Genomic DNA, 15,066 nt, shown 5'->3' with positions numbered 1-15,066 from the left:
GCGGGATCGCCTGGTGCTCGTTTCCGACGCATTACCAAGGGGCATCTCTCCCTCGGCATACGCTGAAGGAGGTCCGGGGGTGGCGTTGATGGTGGCGCGTGAAGTGCCGACTTCATCGACCATGGCAGTGCCGCACGGCCCAGCGAGTGTCGGGGTCGCACGGCGCCGACTGCGTCGAGATCTGGGTGACCGGAAGATACCGGAACCGGTCATCGATGATGCTGTTCTGATCCTTTCCGAACTGTTGAGCAATGCGTGCCGGTACGCCCGTCCGCTCGGCCCGCTGCCGGCGCTCGGTCGCGGCGCGCGAGCCGAGGTGCTCGGGCAGGTGCTGGTCGGCGTCCCGTCCGGGACGCATCCCGCGCCCGGCGGCCCGGAGCACCGCGAAGGCACGGACGAGCCGGACGGCGGTGTGCTGGTCCGCTGGCAGCTGCACGCGGACGGCATGCTGACGCTGGAGGTCACCGACGGCGGCGCGGCCACCCGGCCGCTGCCCGCCCGTCCCTCGCTGACCTCGCGCGGTGGCCGCGGCCTGAGCATCGTCGACCAGCTGGCCGGCGACTGGGGCGTGCGCGACGCGCCCGGCGAGGTGACGGTCTGGGCGGCGCTGCCCGCCCGCGCCCGGCACGCCCGGCGCACCGGAGGCGACGCCCGTAGCGCGTAGAGCCCCGTACGCCCGCCCCGTCTGCCCGCCCCGCCCCGGCGCGTTCGCGCGCGCCGGGGGAAGCGCGGGTGCCGCAGGAACGTCAGTAGGCTTCCCGGGACACAGGACCACCGTTCCCGGGAGAGCCGCACCATGGGCAAGAAGGCCGCCAAGAAGGCGCCGCAGCGCCAGTCCACCACCGCCGTCACGGGCGAGATCCCCGTGGTCGGGGCCCGCGAGGACTGCCCCTGCGGCTCGGGCCGCCGCTACAAGGCCTGCCACGGCCGGGAGGCCTCGCACGCGGTGCAGGAGCTGGTGCACCGCCCGTTCGAGGGCCTGTCGGGCGAGGCCGACTGGGTGGCGCTGCGCGAGCTGGTGCCCGCCGCCACGGTGCCGCTGACGCTGGCCCCCGGCGTGGCCGACGGCGCCGAGGGCGACGTCCCGTCGGTGACCCTGGCCACCGTGCTGCCGCTGGCCTGGCCGGCCCTGCGCCGCCAGGACGGCTCGATCCTGCTCGGCCTGCAGACCCAGTCCGCCTCCGGCGACCTCAGCCGCGACCTCGCGGACGCCCTGGAGCTGGCCCTGGCCACCGAGCCGGGCACCCCGGTGCCGGCCCGCCGGACCGTCCCGGGCGGGCGCCGCCTGCAGGACCTGCTGGACACCACCGCCGCGTTCGCGCCCGTCGTGCACACCGGCTTCGAGTTCTGGCTGGAGGACGCCGAGACCGCCACCGGCGAGGTCGCCGCCTCCCTGGAGCGCGCCAACGCCTCGGCCATCCCGACCGAGAAGCTGGGCAGCGTCGACGCCGCCTACTGGTGCGGCACCCCGGACAAGAACCACCTGCGCTGGGTGATGACCGTGCCCGAGGAGCAGCTGCTGGACGCGCTGGCCCGGCTGAACGCCGCCGGTGAGGCCTCGCTCGGCCCGGACACCCGCCTGGTCGGCTCGTTCCGCGCGCACGGCCTGACCGTCCCGGTGTGGGATCTGCCGCTCGCGATGACGGCCGCCGACTGCGAGAAGCCGGCCGCCGAGTTCGGCGAGCGGCTCACCGCCGTCCTCGCCGACGGAACCCCGCTGACCGCCGAGGAGCGGCGCGCCCGCGCGAACCTGGTGAACCGTCAGGTCACCTTGAACTAAAGCACGCAGGATCCGCGTGATACGCGTCACATTGTCGCCGTGAACGCGCAATTTCCAGGCGTGGAGGGCGTCTTGGAAATTGGCGCGGGCGCGGATCCTTGTTACTGTCTAAAGAGTCCGGTCGCTGGTGCATCCCCCGTCGCCAGCGGCCGGATCTTTTGTTTTTCCGGACGGCCCCTTCCGACGGCCCTTCCGACGATCCTTCCGACGACCGCGTGGATCACCGCGGATCAGTACGCCGAGCGGCCGCTGTCCAGCCGGACCGTCGCCTCCACCAACTCGCCCAGCAGCGGCCCGACCTGCGGCAGCCAGACCCCGCCGCCCGCACCCGGTCGCGGCGCCAGCACCCAGCGCACCGGGCCGGCCGACCCGCCGGGCGGCAGCGACAGGAAGCCGCCCGACCCGTGGTAGCGCACCGAGCCCGGCACCCAAGGGAGTTGGGCGAGCATCTCGCCGAGCACGTCCAGCGAGTAGGGGGCCACCAGCAGCGCGTAGCGGCCCGGCATCGCCAGCACCGGGCCGAGCGGCATCCGCAGCGCGCCCAGGTAGGCCAGCGCCCGCGCGCCGGCCGCCGCGGGCAGGCTGACGGCCGAGACCGTGGAACCGGTGGCGGCCAGCACCGCCGCGTCCGGGCTCTGCCGCTCCCACCACCAGCGCACCATCCGGGCGTCCGTGGTGGCGGCCAACAGCGAGGGGTCGTGCGGGTGCGCGCCGGGGACGGCGCAGTCCTGGTCGCCGCAGGAGCAGCGTCCGTCGCGCAGCACGGCGCCCGGCACCACGGGCCAGCGGTGGTCGACGGCGGCCGCCAGGGCCGCGGCCAGTCGGGCGGCACGCTCCTCCGACCGGTCCTTCGGGTTCTCACGCATGGCGCTCGTTCCTTTCCCTGACCGCTCGGTTCGCTCCGCTCCGTCGGCATCCGTCGGCAGCCACCGCACGGGCCCGCCGCGGCACGGCCCCGAAAAGGTGCGGAGCGGGGCGGGCGGCAAGGCGGACGGCGCGGCTACGACGTGGAGCACGGTGTGGAGCACGACATGAGAAGGGCCGCGCACTGAAACAGCCCTTGGAACGAGAATCCCGTATGCGACCGGATGGACGCCGCCCGGGCGCGCTTGGTTCCACCGTACGAGTGAGAGACTTCCGGCCGGCCCGGCTCCCGGGCGGCACGGGCATACGATCCGGACGGCCGCCCGGTCCGTCCCTCGGTTCTGCCCGCTCGCGGCTCGCTCCATGCCTCCCGGCCCGACCGGCGCGCGCACGAGCCATGCACGCCCTCCGACCGGGTCGCGATGGCTGTGGAACCGGCGACCGCGTCGTCCTGGATCTGGACATGCCCCGAATGGCCTGTGTAGAAGTGGTGGCATTGCTGTCGATCAATGACGAGTAGTAGCGAATCGAGGCGAAACACGCCCTTTGGCCGTGCTCGCTCCACATCGGCCGTATCTGGGGGTTCCGCATGGCCCGTACCACCGCGTCAGGAGTGGCGGCATGACCGAGTCCCACCCGTCGATGGCCCTCCCCTCGACGACGACCGCCGAGCCGCGCGAACCCGGCTGCGCAGGCGGGCTCACCGTCCTCGACCCGCCGGGGCTCCCCGGCCCCACCGACGCACCGGACGGCCCGGCGGACGACCGCACGGCACCGTCCACCGCGATGCAGGACCGTTTGGCCGGACGTCTGTCCGATATCACCAGCCTGCACGTACACACCGAGCGGCTCGCCCGGGCCCGCGGCCTCACCGCCACCCTGGACACCCTCCTCGCCTCCGGTGCCGCCCTGCTCGGCGCCCGCCGCGGCGTCCTGGTCACCCGGACGGCCGGTGGCGGCCCCGGCCAGCCGGTCGGCCTCGGCCTCGACCGCGCCAGCCTCGGCGCCCTGGAGACCGTCCCGACCGAGCAGAGCCTGCTCTCCCGGCTGCTGTGCGAACAGGACCGGCCCGAGCAGCTGCACTCCCCCGACCTCGCCGAGGACCCGTCCATCGGCGGGCGGCTGCGCGAGCTCGCCGTCCACCTCGGCCTGGGCGGCGCCTACGGCCTGCCGCTCGCCACCGTCGAGGACGGCCCGCTCGCCGCCGCCCTCTGGTTCTACGACGAGCCCGCCGAACCGACCGAGTGCCAGCGCCAGCTGGCCCGCCACTACTGCGAGATCGCCGCCCCGCTGCTCGCCAAGCAGCTCGAGGCGGAGCGGATCCTGCGCACCACCGAAGCGCTGCGCCGCGGCCTGCTGCCCGACCGCCTCCCCCGCACCGCCGGACTGCGACTGGCCGCCCGGCTCGTCCCGGCCGGACTGGACCGCTCCTGCGGCAGCGACTGGTACGACGCGATCCCGCTCCCCGACGGCACCGTCGGCCTCACCGTCGGCTCCGTCTCCGGCGACGGCCCCGGCGCGGGCCCCGGCTCCGCCCCCGGCGCGGCCGCCGCGATGGGCCGGGTCCGGGCCGCGCTGCGGGCCTACGCGGTGCTGGAGGGCGAGGACCCGGTCTCCGTCCTCGGCGACCTGGAGCTGCTGCTCAAGACCACCGAGCCGACCCGCACCGCCACCGCCGTCTACGCCTGGCTCGAGCCCGAGGAGCGCCGGGTCACCCTGGCCGGCGCCGGGCACTGCCCGCCGGTCCTGGTCGGCCGGCACGGCGCCGAGTTCGTGGAGACCTCGCTCTCCGCCCCGCTCGGCATGCTGGCCTGCTGGGAGGCGCCCGGGGTGGAGTTCACCGCCGAACGCGGCGACACCCTGCTGCTCTACACCGAGGGGCTGGCCCGCCGCTGCGGGCCGACCCTGCACGCCGGGCAGAACAACCTGCGCCGGGCCGCCGCCGACGCCCCCCGCGACGTCCGGCTCGATCCCGACCGGCTCTGCGCCCACCTGCTGGCCGTCTGCCCCGCCCCGGAGGCCGCGGCCACCGACGACCTGATGCTGCTCGCGGCCCGCTTCGAGTAGCCGTCCGGACCTGGAACAGGCGAGTGGCCGGGCGTCCGTACCATGGACGCACGGCCGCCCGCGCGTGTCGCGATCCGACACTCCCCCGAGGGGCGGCGGTACCACCCCCCAAGGAGGCGTTGCACGTGACCGAGGACCGTACCCCCGCGGTGGCCGAGAACCCCGAGGCCGAGGGCGGCGAGGAGCCGCAGGAGTTCAAGGGCCGCAAGAACGGCCTCTACGGCGAGATCTCCGACGAACTGGCCGCCTCGATGAAGTCCGGGTGGGCCGACACCGAGCTGCACGGCCTCACGCCCGTCGCCCAGGCCCCGTACGCGGCCGCGCGCCGCGCCGAGCTGTCCGCCGCCTACCCCGGCGTGCGCCTGGTCGTCCCGGCCGGCAACCTGCGGGTGCGCTCCAACGACACCGACTACGCCTTCCGCGCCTCCAGCGAGTACGTGCACCTCACCGGCGACCAGACCGAGGACGCCGTACTGGTCGCCGAGCCCACCGGCGAGACCGGCCACGAGTTCACCCTCTACCTGCTGCCCCGCTCGGACCGCGAGAACGGCGAGTTCTGGCTCGACGGCCACGGCGAGCTGTGGGTCGGCCGCCGGAACAGCCTGAGCGAGCAGGAGCAGCTGCTCGGCCTGCCCGCGCGCGACGTCCGCAAGGCCGCCGAGGAGCTGGCCGAGCGGGCCGAGGGCTCCGCCGTCCCCACCCGGATCGTCCGCGGCTACGACGCCGGCCTGGAGACCGCGCTCGCCGACGTCCTGGACGCCGACCGGGACGCCGAGTTCAAGGAGTTCCTGAGCGGCCTGCGGCTGGTCAAGGACGAGTGGGAGATCGGCGAGCTGCGCGCCGCCTGCGACGCCACCGTCAAGGGCTTCACCGACGTGGTCCGCGAGCTCGGCCAGGCCGTCGCCACCTCCGAGCGCTGGATCGAGGGCACCTTCTGGCGCCGCGCCCGGGTCGAGGGCAACGACGTCGGCTACGGCACCATCGCCGCCGCCGGCCCGCACGCCACCACCCTGCACTGGGTCCGCAACGACGGCGACGTGCGCCCCGGCGACCTGCTGCTGCTGGACGCGGGCGTGGAGACCCACACCCTCTACACCGCCGACGTCACCCGCAGCCTGCCGATCAACGGCCGCTTCACCGAGCTGCAGCGCAAGATCTACGACGCCGTGTACGACGCCCAGGAAGCCGGCATCGCCGCGGTGAAGCCCGGCGGCCGCTTCCGCGACTTCCACGACGCCTCGCAGCGGGTGCTCGCCGAGCGCCTGCTCGCCTGGGGCCTGCTGGACGCCTCCGTGTACGACGTCGAGAAGGTCCTGGAGCTGGGCCTGCAGCGCCGCTGGACCCTCCACGGCACCGGCCACATGCTCGGCCTGGACGTCCACGACTGCGCCCACTCCCGCCGCGAGGAGCACGTCGACGCCCTGCTGGTGCCCGGCATGGTGCTCACCGTCGAGCCCGGCCTGTACTTCCAGCAGGACGACCTGACCGTGCCCGAGGAGTACCGCGGCATCGGCGTCCGGATCGAGGACGACATCCTGGTCACCGCCGACGGCAACGAGAACCTCTCGGCCGGCCTCCCCCGCCGCGCCGAGGACGTCGAGGCCTGGATGGCCTCGCTCGCCTGAGCCACCCCGCACCCCGAAGGGCCCGGCCTCCGCTACTGCTCGGGAGGCCGGGCCCTCGTGCGTCCGGGGCCTCATGCGCTGCGGCCCTGGTGCGCTGCGGCCCTCATGCGTCCGGGGCCCTCGTGCGTTGCGGCCCTGGTGCGTCGGGGTCAGCGCTGGACGGCGGGCCGGACCGCGACGGTCTCGCCGGAGTGACCGTCCGAGTCGCCGCCGACCCGGATCTCCACCGACCCGGCACTGCCGGTCCGCTTCAGACCGACCCGGAACGTGTACTCGACCGGGTTGCCCGTCATCACGCCGACCAGCTCGGCCGGTGCCACCCCGAGCCGGCCGTTGCAGTCCGCGGTCACCTCGAAGGACTTCCACTCGTTGCCGACCTTCGCCTCCATCGTGACGTCCGACCCGGTCAGCCCCTCGCCGGTGGGGAGGGACAGCCGTACCACGGGGCGCATCAGGGCCGACCCGTCCGGCGAGGAGACCTTGAAGGAGAACTCGGTCGGGGTCTTGCCGACGACGAGCGCGGTGGGGGCCGACACCGAGTTCACCACCGGGCGGTGGCGGTCGACGACGGACGTGGTCACCACGGACTTCGCCATGGGCTTGAGGGAGGACGGCAGCACGGCGTCCGCCTCGACGGCCAGCCGGCCCGGCTGGTTGCCCGCGTCCAGGACCATCCGGTACTCGACGGTCCGGCTCTCGCCCGCGGCCAGGGTGAAGGCCGCGTCGTCGCCCGTGCCGGCGTAGTCCATCCCACCGCCCTGGCTCAGCGCCGGCATGGCCTTCCAGCCCGACGCGTCCTTGCGCTCCAGCGTGCCCTGCGCCATCGCGAGCTGCTGCTGGCACTTCGCACCCTCGAAGTCCTGCGTCGCCACCACCGGCGCCACCGCGCGGCTGCCCGAGGAGTCGTTGTTCTTCCAGGTCACCGCGAAGGACACCTGGTCGCCCACCTGGACCTGCTGACCCTCCTTCAGGCCGGCGAAGGTGATCCCGATGCCGCCGTCCTTGGCGACGGGCTTGGTGTCCGCCGTGGGGGAGGGCTTGGTCGCGGGCTTGGTGGCTGCCTTGGTGGCGGGCCGGGTGGTCACCGCGGCGGCCGGCGCGGGACCGGAGGGGTCGGACGGAGCCGCGGTCGGTGCGGTCTGGGCGGGCACGGCGGGGGACGCGGCGGCGGTCTCGTCGGGGACCGAGGTCGGGGCGGCCGTCCCGGTGGCCGACACCGTCCCGGCGGAGCGAACGGCGGTGGGGGCGGCCTGAAGCGCGGCCCCCGCCGGGGCGCAGGCGGCGACCCCGACGGCAGCGATGACGGCAAGCGGAACAATCTTCGCAATACGGGCGATAACGGACGCGTTCATGTGACAGTCCCCCCAGAGGACACAGAAAAGGTGAATGGTGGTGGTGCTCGCGTGCGGACGCCTCGTTCGCGTCCCGGAGGAGCCGGCCCGAGCCCCGGCCCCGCCGGCTCGCTCTCCCCGCCTCTCACCCTGATAGACGTGCATCCCCCCGGGAGGTTGCAGGTGGGTTCAAAAGTTTTTCCGAGAACTCGCCCCGGAACGCCGAAAGGCGCCGCGACCAGGGGATTTCCTGGTCACGGCGCCTCGGAGGCGGCCTGCGATCGGCTACTTCACGACATTCTCCCGGATGATCGCCTCACCGATCACGGTCAGCGGGCCGCTGCCGTCGTACGGCAGCGTCGCCTGCATCCGTACCGGTATGATTCCCGGCCCGTCGGCGGGGTCGATGGTCAGCCGGTACGTCACCGTGTGGCTCGCGCCCGGCGCCAGGGGGAAGGTGGCTGGCTTGCCGCCCATCGCGTAGTCCATACCGCCTCCGGGCGACATGCTCAACTGGGTCCAGGTGCCGCCGTCCTGACGCTCCAGCTTGCCGGCGTTCATCGGGATCATGCCGTCCGGAGTCCCCGGGTAGGAGTCGGTGAAGACCAGCGGCTGGACCGCCGGCAAGTTGGAGGTGCTGGTGTTCCGGTACGTCACCGAGAAGGTCACCGGCCTGTCCTTGGCGGACACCATCCCCCCCGGGAGGAAGCCGGACTGCGTGACGGCGACGGTGCTGCTGTTCACCGGGTCCGCCGACGGCGCCGACGACGCTGCCCCCGGCGCCTTGTGGCCGCTGACGTCCAGGCTGTTGACGATCGACTGCAGACCGGCCTGGTAGTCGCTCTTGAGGCCGACCGCCGAGACGAAGACCTGATCCTTGGGCAGGGCCCAGGCCTGCGCCGTGAAGGAGGACTTGCCGCAGGTCGCCTGCCACTGCGACTTGACGGCCGCGCGGCCGGAGACGGTGGGAGCGCTCTTCGTCGGACCGATGCTGTTGATCGATTCGCCCGTGGGCACGTGCGGGTTGTCCCAGAGCGGGCAGTACGGCTGGGTGGTCCAACCCGTTTTGCTGTCCAGGTCGGCCATCGTGGGCCAGCCGCCCACGTCGATCTCGTCCTGGGTGTTGAAGGCCGTGACTGTGACGCCGTACGGGTCGCAGAGGTCCTGCGACCAACCCTGCGGCAACTCGGTCGGCGTGCCCGGGCTCAGGACGCAGACCCGGTTCGGTGCGACCTGCACCGTCTTCCAGCCCGCCGGGACCTTGAACTTCACGCCCCGGAACGTGTACGGCGTCGACGGGCCCACCGGGGGTGTGGTGTTGGTGGCCGACGCGGAGGAGGACGGGGTGCCGTCGGCGAGGGGGACCCCGGTCTCGGGGTCGCCGGTCGGGGTTCCGGTGTCGGTGGGGGTGGCCGACGGGCTGGGGGTGGTCGGCTCGGGGGTCGGGCTCGGGGAGGTCACGGTGGCGGCCGGGGGCGGCGGGACCTGGTCGTGGGCGACCGGCTCGCCGTGGAAGGTGAGCACGCCGAGCGCCATCGCGGCGGCCAGGCCGAGCGGGACGGTGACGGCGTACACCGGGCGCAGCCGGCGGATCCGGTGCTTCGGGGGCGCGGCCGGGCGCAGGCTGTGCGCCGTGACCAGGGAGGCGCGCGCGCCCATCGCCTCGCGGAGCAGCCGTTCCGTCGGGGTTTCGGCCGGCTCGTCGCCGTCGCCACCGCTACGGCGGGGGAACTTGTCGGTCATCGAACCTTCTCCAGGTGCTTTTCCAAGGCGTCCAGGGCGCGACTGGCCGTGGACTTCACGGCGCCCCGGGACAGCCCCAGGGTCTCGGCTATCTGCGCCTCCGACATGTCGGACCAGTAGCGCAGCACCAGCACCTCGCGCTGGCGGGGAGTCAACTCCTGCATCGCCACCAGAACCCGCCGGTGCTCGTCGTTGAGCACCGCGTGGTCCTCCGCCGACGCGGCGTCGGGCTCGTGCGGCGGGACGTACTCGCGGGCGGTCTTGCGGCGGCGCAGCATCGAGCGGGCGCCGTTGACCACGGCCGTCCGCAGGTAGCCGAGGGCGTTGTCGAGGTCGTCCAGCTGCTCGCCGTGCCGCTGGTAGAGCTGGGTGAAGGCCTCCTGGACGACGTCCTCGGCCAGGTCCTGGTGGTCGACCAGCAGCACGGCCATCCGGACCAGGCCGAGCCGGTGGGCGTGGTACAGGTCGGTCAGGGTGGGCCGGTCCTCGGCCGGCTTGCGTCCGCCGCGCAGCAGCCGGAAACCGGAGCGGCGCTGCTTCGCCTCCTGCTCGGTGACGGTGCCGGCGAGCGGCTCGCCCGCCTCCTGCGCGCCGAACAGCGCGGCGATCACCCCACGGATGGTGAAGCCGCGCGCCCCTGCCGGCGCGACGGTCGGCCCGATGGCCATGGACATGTGCGTTTCCGCTTTCCCCCGGGACGGTGACGGCGGTTGCCGGACCGTCAGGTCCACCTGATCAAGATCGTGATCGGGGGGATCCTCTCAGCCGCCCTCGGCCCGGTTCCCTCCGCCCCGTACCTATGGACGTGCGAGGGAGGTGGAGGTTGCAGGTGGGTTCGAAGAAATTTCCGAGGTGGCCGGGACGGCTACACTCACCGGCATTCCGCCACCCGTGAGCAGGGGGTTCGCATGACCGAGCAGAACGACGAGGGCCCGGTCGGCGCGGGTACGACAGCCGCGGGTACGACGACCGCGCCTCGGCCGCGACCGGTGGCCGTCGCCATCGGCCGGCGGCCGGAGCCCGTGCACGATGTCGCGGTGTACGCCTTCGAGGGCATGGCGCCGTTCGAACTGGGCGTCGTGGTCGAGGTGTTCGGGCTGGCCCGGCCCGAGCTGAGCGGGCTGCTGGCGACGCCCTGGTACGGGCTGAAGGTGTGCGCCGACCGGCCCGGGACGGCGCTGGACGCGGTGGGCGGCTTCACCCTGACCGCCCCGCACGGGCTGGACGAGCTGGCGGCGGCCGACACCGTGGTGGTCCCCGGGGTGCCGAACGCCTTCAGCGGCGAAGTCTCCCCCGGACTGGTCGAGGCGCTGCGCACGGCGCACGAGCGCGGCGCCCGGATCGTGTCGATCTGCTCGGGCGTCTTCGCGCTGGCCGCCGCCGGGCTGCTGGACGGCCGGGAGGCGACCACCCACTGGCGGTACGCCGAGCTGCTGCAGCAGCGCCACCCGGCGGTGCGGGTCAACCCGGACGTGCTGTACGTGGACAACGGGGACGTGCTCACCAGCGCGGGCAGCGCGGCCGGCATCGACCTCTGCCTGCACCTGGTCCGCCGGGACCACGGCGCCAAGGTGGCCAACACCGTGGCCCGCCGCTTCGTGGTGGCACCGCACCGGGACGGCGGGCAGGCCCAGTTCATCGAGGCGGCGGTCCGCCCGGTCGAGGAGGAGGACGACGGGATCGTCCGCAGCATGCAGTGGGCGCTGGACCACCTGTCGTCCCCGCTGACCGTCCCGGTGCTGGCCCGTGCCGCCCGGATGTCGGACCGCTCGTACCTGCGGCACTTCACCGCCCGCAACGGGACCAGCCCGATGCGCTGGGTCGTCACCCAGCGCATCGCGGCCAGTCTGGCACTGCTGGAGTCACCGGACGGGACGGTGGAGGAGATCGCCGCGGCGGTCGGCTTCGAGAGCTCCGCGACCTTCCGCCACCACTTCGGCCGGGTGATGCGCACCTCGCCGACCGCCTACCGGCGCTCCTTCGGGCGCGGGGTGGCGTAGCCCGCCCGCGCCCCGGCCCGTTCCGCTCAGGCCCGTTCGGGCCTGCTCGGGCTCGGATCCGCTCAGGCGTTCTCGCGCCGGTCGGCGTTGGCGAGGATGGCGTCGTGCAGCCACTGCGCCAGGCCCGGGGCGAGGTTCTCGTAGGTGTCCGTCCAGCGCGGGTCGGAGACGTACAGGCCGGCCAGTCCGCGGTGGATGGTGAACGTGCAGTCGTAGAAGTTCTGGCAGATGTGCTGCCGGTGCGCCTCGGCGAGGTCCATGGCCGGTGCGCCGTCGGCGGGCTCGCCGGCGGTGAGCGCCTCGACCAGGCGGGTGTTGAGCTCGGCCATCTCGGCCTGGATCCGCTCCCAGTCGGCCTTGGAGTAGGCGCCGGTGCGGCGCTGGGACTCGGCCCAGGCCTCGGTGTCGCCCCAGCGCTGCTCGGCCTCCTGCTCCCACTCCTCCTGGTAGCCCTCGCCGAAGATCTCGAACTTCTCCTCCGGGGTCAGCTGAATGCCCATTCTCCGTGCCTCCATGGCGTGTTCGACGGCGCTGGCGAGGTCCTGGAGGTGCCTGATCCGGTCGCTCAGCAGTCGGTGCTGTCGCCGGAGGTGTTCGCTCGGACTGACCGAGTGGTCGTCCAGGATCGCCGCGATTTCCTCCAGGGGGAAGCCGAGTTCGCGGTAGAAGAGGATCTGCTGCAGCCGGTCGAGGTCGGCGTCCACGTACCGGCGGTACCCGGAGCGGGTACGGCCGGCGGGGGACAGCAGGCCGATCTCGTCGTAGTGGTGCAGCGTGCGGACGGTCACCTTGGCGATCTTCGCCACGGCGCCGACCGAGTAGCCCTCACTGGTCATCGGGGTTCCTCCCTGGTGCTGACCACTACCCTCGGCTCTCACGTCACGTGAGGGTCAAGCCGCTTTCCCGAGCGGCTTTCCCGAGCGGCTTTCCCGAGCCGCCTTCTCAAGCCGCCTTCTCAGGCGTCGGCGCCGACCAGCTCCCGCTCACGCCGCCGGGCCGCCCGGCGTCCGCCGTCGCCCTGGCCGGTGGCCCGCGGCCGGCGGGGCTGCTGGGTGGGCCAGAGCAGCACGTACGCGGCGGAGACCACCACGAAGGCGAGCCGGACGAAGCCGCGGGCCGAGTCGGACGGGAGGAGCAGCGTGCCGCCGTACAGCGCGCCCAGCGCGATCCAGCTCCACCACGGAACGAGCCGCTTCTGTCCTACCGCGTCCCAGAGCAGGGTGCCGAGCAGGATCGAGGCCGTGTAGTAGGTGTAGACGCTCGGGTCGAGCAGGATCCGGGCGTCCGCGCCGAGCAGCACCACGGCCGGCCAGCGGCCGCGCCACACCGCGATGCTGCCGAGGCCGAGGCCGAGCGCGAACTGGGTCGGGCGGTCCCACCAGGGGGTGGCCGGATCGGTCACCCCGAACCAGCGCAGCGCCGAGGCGGGCTGGTTGGGGATGGTGAACTTGGCCGCCGCCATGGTGTCCAGGTTGCCCAGGTAGAACGGCAACCAGGCGATCGCCACCAGGGCGGCGAACCAGAGCGCGGTGCGCAGCCAGGTGGGCCGGGGCAGCGCCAGGATCAGCGGGGCGAAGGCGATCGCCCAGGGCTTGGAGTCCACCGCCAACGCGAGGAAGATCGCGACCTGGGTGGGTTTGCCGCGGGCCAGGGCGTGCGCGGCGAGGGTGGTGAAGAACAGCGCGAGGACGTCGTCCAGGTGCGCGAAGCGGACCGACACCTCGACCCACATCGGGATGAAGGCCAGTCCGGCGATCAGCAGGCGCTGCTGGAGCCGGCGGTGGTTGGTGCCGGTGCCCAGGTAGTAGAAGGCGGCCGTGCGGCCGACCACGACCAGCATCACCAGGCCGAGCGCGGCGCTCGCCGCCTCGGCGACCAGTTGGCCGGTGTGCGGGGAGAACGGGGCGGTGAGCCGGGCCGCGGCCAGGCTGACCGGGCCGATCTGCAGCTCCGGATGGCGGGCGTAGAGCGACAGACCGCCGTCTGCCTGGCCGCTGAAGAGCAGCTGCTCACCCTGGCGCAGATAGTGCCAGGAGAAGCCGCCGCTCGGCTCGACCAGGAAGAACCAGAGCGCCGTCCAAGCGACCAGCAGGACGTGGTGCCTGCGGAGCGGCGATCCGGCTATGCGCCCGGTCGCCGCCTCGTAATCCGTGCTGGTCCGTGCCGTGCGTGCTTCCCGCACCTGTCCTCTCCCCGCCGGTTCCGCCCCCCTCCGGCCGGACATCCTATGTGACGGAGGTGTACCGCCCGTGCCGCCCGCGGGGCCGTCCGATGGACGGCGCGGGCGGCACGGGAGTACCCGGGAAACGGTTCCCCCTGGTCAGCTGTGCTGGCCCGACTTGCGGCGGCGCAGCACCACGAGGGTGCCGACACCGGCCACCAGGACGGCACCGCCGACGGCCGCGATCGCGGTGGTGTCGTCGCCGCCACCGGTCTGGGCCAGGGACTTGTCCGCGTTGGCGGCGGAGGTCTTGGCCTTGCTGACGCCGCCCGGGGTGATCTTCGGCGGGGTGACGTTCGGGGGCTGCACCGGGAAGTCGATCGGCTGCGGGGCGTCACTGCTGCTGCCGCCGGACGGGGCCGGAGGGGTGGTCGCGCCGGAGTCGGACGGCGAGGCGGACGGCGAGGCGCTGGTGGGCGTCGTCGTCGGCGTCGCCGGCGTCGTCGGCTCCGTGGTGGGCGTCGACGTGGCCGTGGCGGTCGGCGACGCGGTGGAGGTGTGGGTGGCCGTCGGCGAGCCGCTCGCGGTGGGGCTCGGCTTGCCGGTCTTGGTCGGGGTGGGGGTCGGGCTGGGCTTGCCGCCGCCGGCCTTGATGGTGAAGCCGGCGCCCTTGATCCCGTCGCAGCTGAAGCTTCCGTGGTCGTTCTCGTCGTTGGCGTCGGCGGAGTAGACCACCGGCACGACACCGGCCTTGCCCAGCGGGGCGTCCTTGGTGAAGGAGGCGCGGACCTTGATGTCGATGCTCTTGCCCTGGGCGAGGTAGAGCAGCGCACCGTCGGCGGCGTCGCCGCTGTCCGTGACGCCGCCGAGGAACATCAGCACGGCGCTGTCGTCGCCGTCGCCGCCACCGGGGGCGACGACGGCGGTCTTCCAGGTGCCGCCGCCGGGCAGCGAGGCCGGCAGCTGGTACTCGAGCTTGAGGTCCTTCGCCTTGAGCGAGCCCGCCTTGTTCTTGAACTTCAGCAGCGGGTAGGCGACGAAGTCGGTCTTCGTCGAGTTGTCGATCCGGTAGGTGAACTCGCGGGCCTCGTCACCGGCAATGAAGGTGCCGGGCACACCGCGCACCGAGAGGTCGAGGCTCTGGTGCCCCGCCTTCTCGGCCGACGCGGCGGCGGACGGGGAGCCGGTGGTGCCGACGGCCATGGCGCCCTGGGCGCCGGCCAGCACGAGCGAGGACGCGAGCGCGGCGGCACCGGCGAGGGCAAGACTGCGACGTATGGACAAGGGAGACCTCACGGACGTTTCCGGGCGAGGCCCGGGCGCGAGGGGCGGCCGCAGACGCCGCGTCCCCCCGCGAAGCTGAAAGTGCGACGGAGAGTACCGAACGACCGGGCCGGTCCGGAAGGCGGGTGCCGCACTGTGACCGAGACTTGGAAACGAGGCGCCCGGTTCGCCCAACCCCGTCCATGTACAAGGCTTTTGTGCTTTGCCAAGT

General features: G+C 73.3%; 12 protein-coding genes. 5 read left to right on the top strand and 7 right to left on the bottom strand.

Annotated elements, in window-relative coordinates:
- Nucleotides 1-244 precede the first annotated feature (244 nt).
- A complete protein-coding gene (locus ACZ52J_RS26555; RefSeq protein ID WP_465622291.1) occupies nucleotides 245-664 on the top strand; it encodes an ATP-binding protein in 420 nt (139 codons plus the stop codon).
- 132 nt (nucleotides 665-796) lie between these two features.
- On the top strand, nucleotides 797-1,780 hold the full coding sequence (locus tag ACZ52J_RS26550; RefSeq protein WP_465622289.1) for a DUF5926 family protein: 984 nt from the start codon (nucleotides 797-799) through the stop codon (nucleotides 1,778-1,780).
- A gap of 230 nt (nucleotides 1,781-2,010) precedes the next feature.
- On the opposite strand, the gene ACZ52J_RS26545 is transcribed toward ACZ52J_RS26550, so the two are convergent.
- Nucleotides 2,011-2,646, bottom strand: a complete 636-nt coding sequence (locus tag ACZ52J_RS26545; protein WP_360496556.1) for a bifunctional DNA primase/polymerase — start codon at nucleotides 2,644-2,646, stop codon at nucleotides 2,011-2,013.
- 619 nt (nucleotides 2,647-3,265) lie between these two features.
- Here ACZ52J_RS26545 and ACZ52J_RS26540 point away from each other — a divergent pair.
- The gene (locus ACZ52J_RS26540; RefSeq protein WP_465622288.1) at nucleotides 3,266-4,711 is read left to right on the top strand and encodes a PP2C family protein-serine/threonine phosphatase; all 1,446 of its coding nucleotides are present in this window, start codon (nucleotides 3,266-3,268) and stop codon (nucleotides 4,709-4,711) included.
- Nucleotides 4,712-4,836: 125 nt separating this feature from the next.
- Complete coding sequence (locus ACZ52J_RS26535) at nucleotides 4,837-6,336, top strand: aminopeptidase P family protein (protein WP_465622286.1); 1,500 nt, start codon at nucleotides 4,837-4,839, stop codon at nucleotides 6,334-6,336.
- A 149-nt stretch (nucleotides 6,337-6,485) separates the two neighbouring features.
- Here the strand turns inward: ACZ52J_RS26535 and ACZ52J_RS26530 are convergent, their stop codons facing one another.
- From ACZ52J_RS26530 to ACZ52J_RS26520, 3 genes are all read right to left on the bottom strand, one after another.
- Nucleotides 6,486-7,688, bottom strand: coding sequence for a hypothetical protein (locus tag ACZ52J_RS26530; protein WP_465622285.1), 1,203 nt, complete (start codon nucleotides 7,686-7,688; stop codon nucleotides 6,486-6,488).
- A gap of 264 nt (nucleotides 7,689-7,952) precedes the next feature.
- A complete protein-coding gene (locus tag ACZ52J_RS26525) occupies nucleotides 7,953-9,410 on the bottom strand; it encodes a hypothetical protein (RefSeq protein WP_465622284.1) in 1,458 nt (485 codons plus the stop codon).
- Entirely contained in the window at nucleotides 9,407-10,084 is a 678-nt protein-coding gene (locus tag ACZ52J_RS26520) for an RNA polymerase sigma factor (protein ID WP_465622283.1), read from the bottom strand. The genes ACZ52J_RS26525 and ACZ52J_RS26520 overlap by 4 nt, the downstream gene beginning before the upstream one ends.
- A gap of 348 nt (nucleotides 10,085-10,432) precedes the next feature.
- On the opposite strand from ACZ52J_RS26520, the gene ACZ52J_RS26515 reads away from it, so the two are divergent.
- A complete protein-coding gene (locus ACZ52J_RS26515; protein WP_465622396.1) occupies nucleotides 10,433-11,410 on the top strand; it encodes a helix-turn-helix domain-containing protein in 978 nt (325 codons plus the stop codon).
- 62 nt (nucleotides 11,411-11,472) lie between these two features.
- On the opposite strand, the gene ACZ52J_RS26510 is transcribed toward ACZ52J_RS26515, so the two are convergent.
- The 3 genes from ACZ52J_RS26510 to ACZ52J_RS26500 form a co-directional block, all read right to left on the bottom strand.
- Nucleotides 11,473-12,246, bottom strand: coding sequence for a MerR family transcriptional regulator (locus tag ACZ52J_RS26510; RefSeq protein WP_465622281.1), 774 nt, complete (start codon nucleotides 12,244-12,246; stop codon nucleotides 11,473-11,475).
- A 119-nt stretch (nucleotides 12,247-12,365) separates the two neighbouring features.
- A complete protein-coding gene (locus tag ACZ52J_RS26505) occupies nucleotides 12,366-13,592 on the bottom strand; it encodes a hypothetical protein (RefSeq protein ID WP_396287920.1) in 1,227 nt (408 codons plus the stop codon).
- Nucleotides 13,593-13,730: 138 nt separating this feature from the next.
- Nucleotides 13,731-14,855, bottom strand: a complete 1,125-nt coding sequence (locus ACZ52J_RS26500) for an LPXTG cell wall anchor domain-containing protein (RefSeq protein ID WP_465622279.1) — start codon at nucleotides 14,853-14,855, stop codon at nucleotides 13,731-13,733.
- Nucleotides 14,856-15,066 lie beyond the last annotated feature (211 nt).

This window comes from Kitasatospora sp. NPDC034035, from assembly GCF_055575755.1.
This window is presented reverse-complemented; position numbering and strand designations above follow the sequence as displayed.

Coding starts and splice junctions, on each gene's coding strand:
- ACZ52J_RS26550 (WP_465622289.1), top strand. CDS start 797: ATGGGCAAGAAGGCCGCCAAGAAGGCGCCGCAGCGCCAGTCCACCACC.
- ACZ52J_RS26545 (WP_360496556.1), bottom strand. CDS start 2,646: ATGCGTGAGAACCCGAAGGACCGGTCGGAGGAGCGTGCCGCCCGACTG.
- ACZ52J_RS26540 (WP_465622288.1), top strand. CDS start 3,266: ATGACCGAGTCCCACCCGTCGATGGCCCTCCCCTCGACGACGACCGCC.
- ACZ52J_RS26530 (WP_465622285.1), bottom strand. CDS start 7,688: ATGAACGCGTCCGTTATCGCCCGTATTGCGAAGATTGTTCCGCTTGCC.
- ACZ52J_RS26525 (WP_465622284.1), bottom strand. CDS start 9,410: ATGACCGACAAGTTCCCCCGCCGTAGCGGTGGCGACGGCGACGAGCCG.
- ACZ52J_RS26520 (WP_465622283.1), bottom strand. CDS start 10,084: ATGTCCATGGCCATCGGGCCGACCGTCGCGCCGGCAGGGGCGCGCGGC.
- ACZ52J_RS26510 (WP_465622281.1), bottom strand. CDS start 12,246: ATGACCAGTGAGGGCTACTCGGTCGGCGCCGTGGCGAAGATCGCCAAG.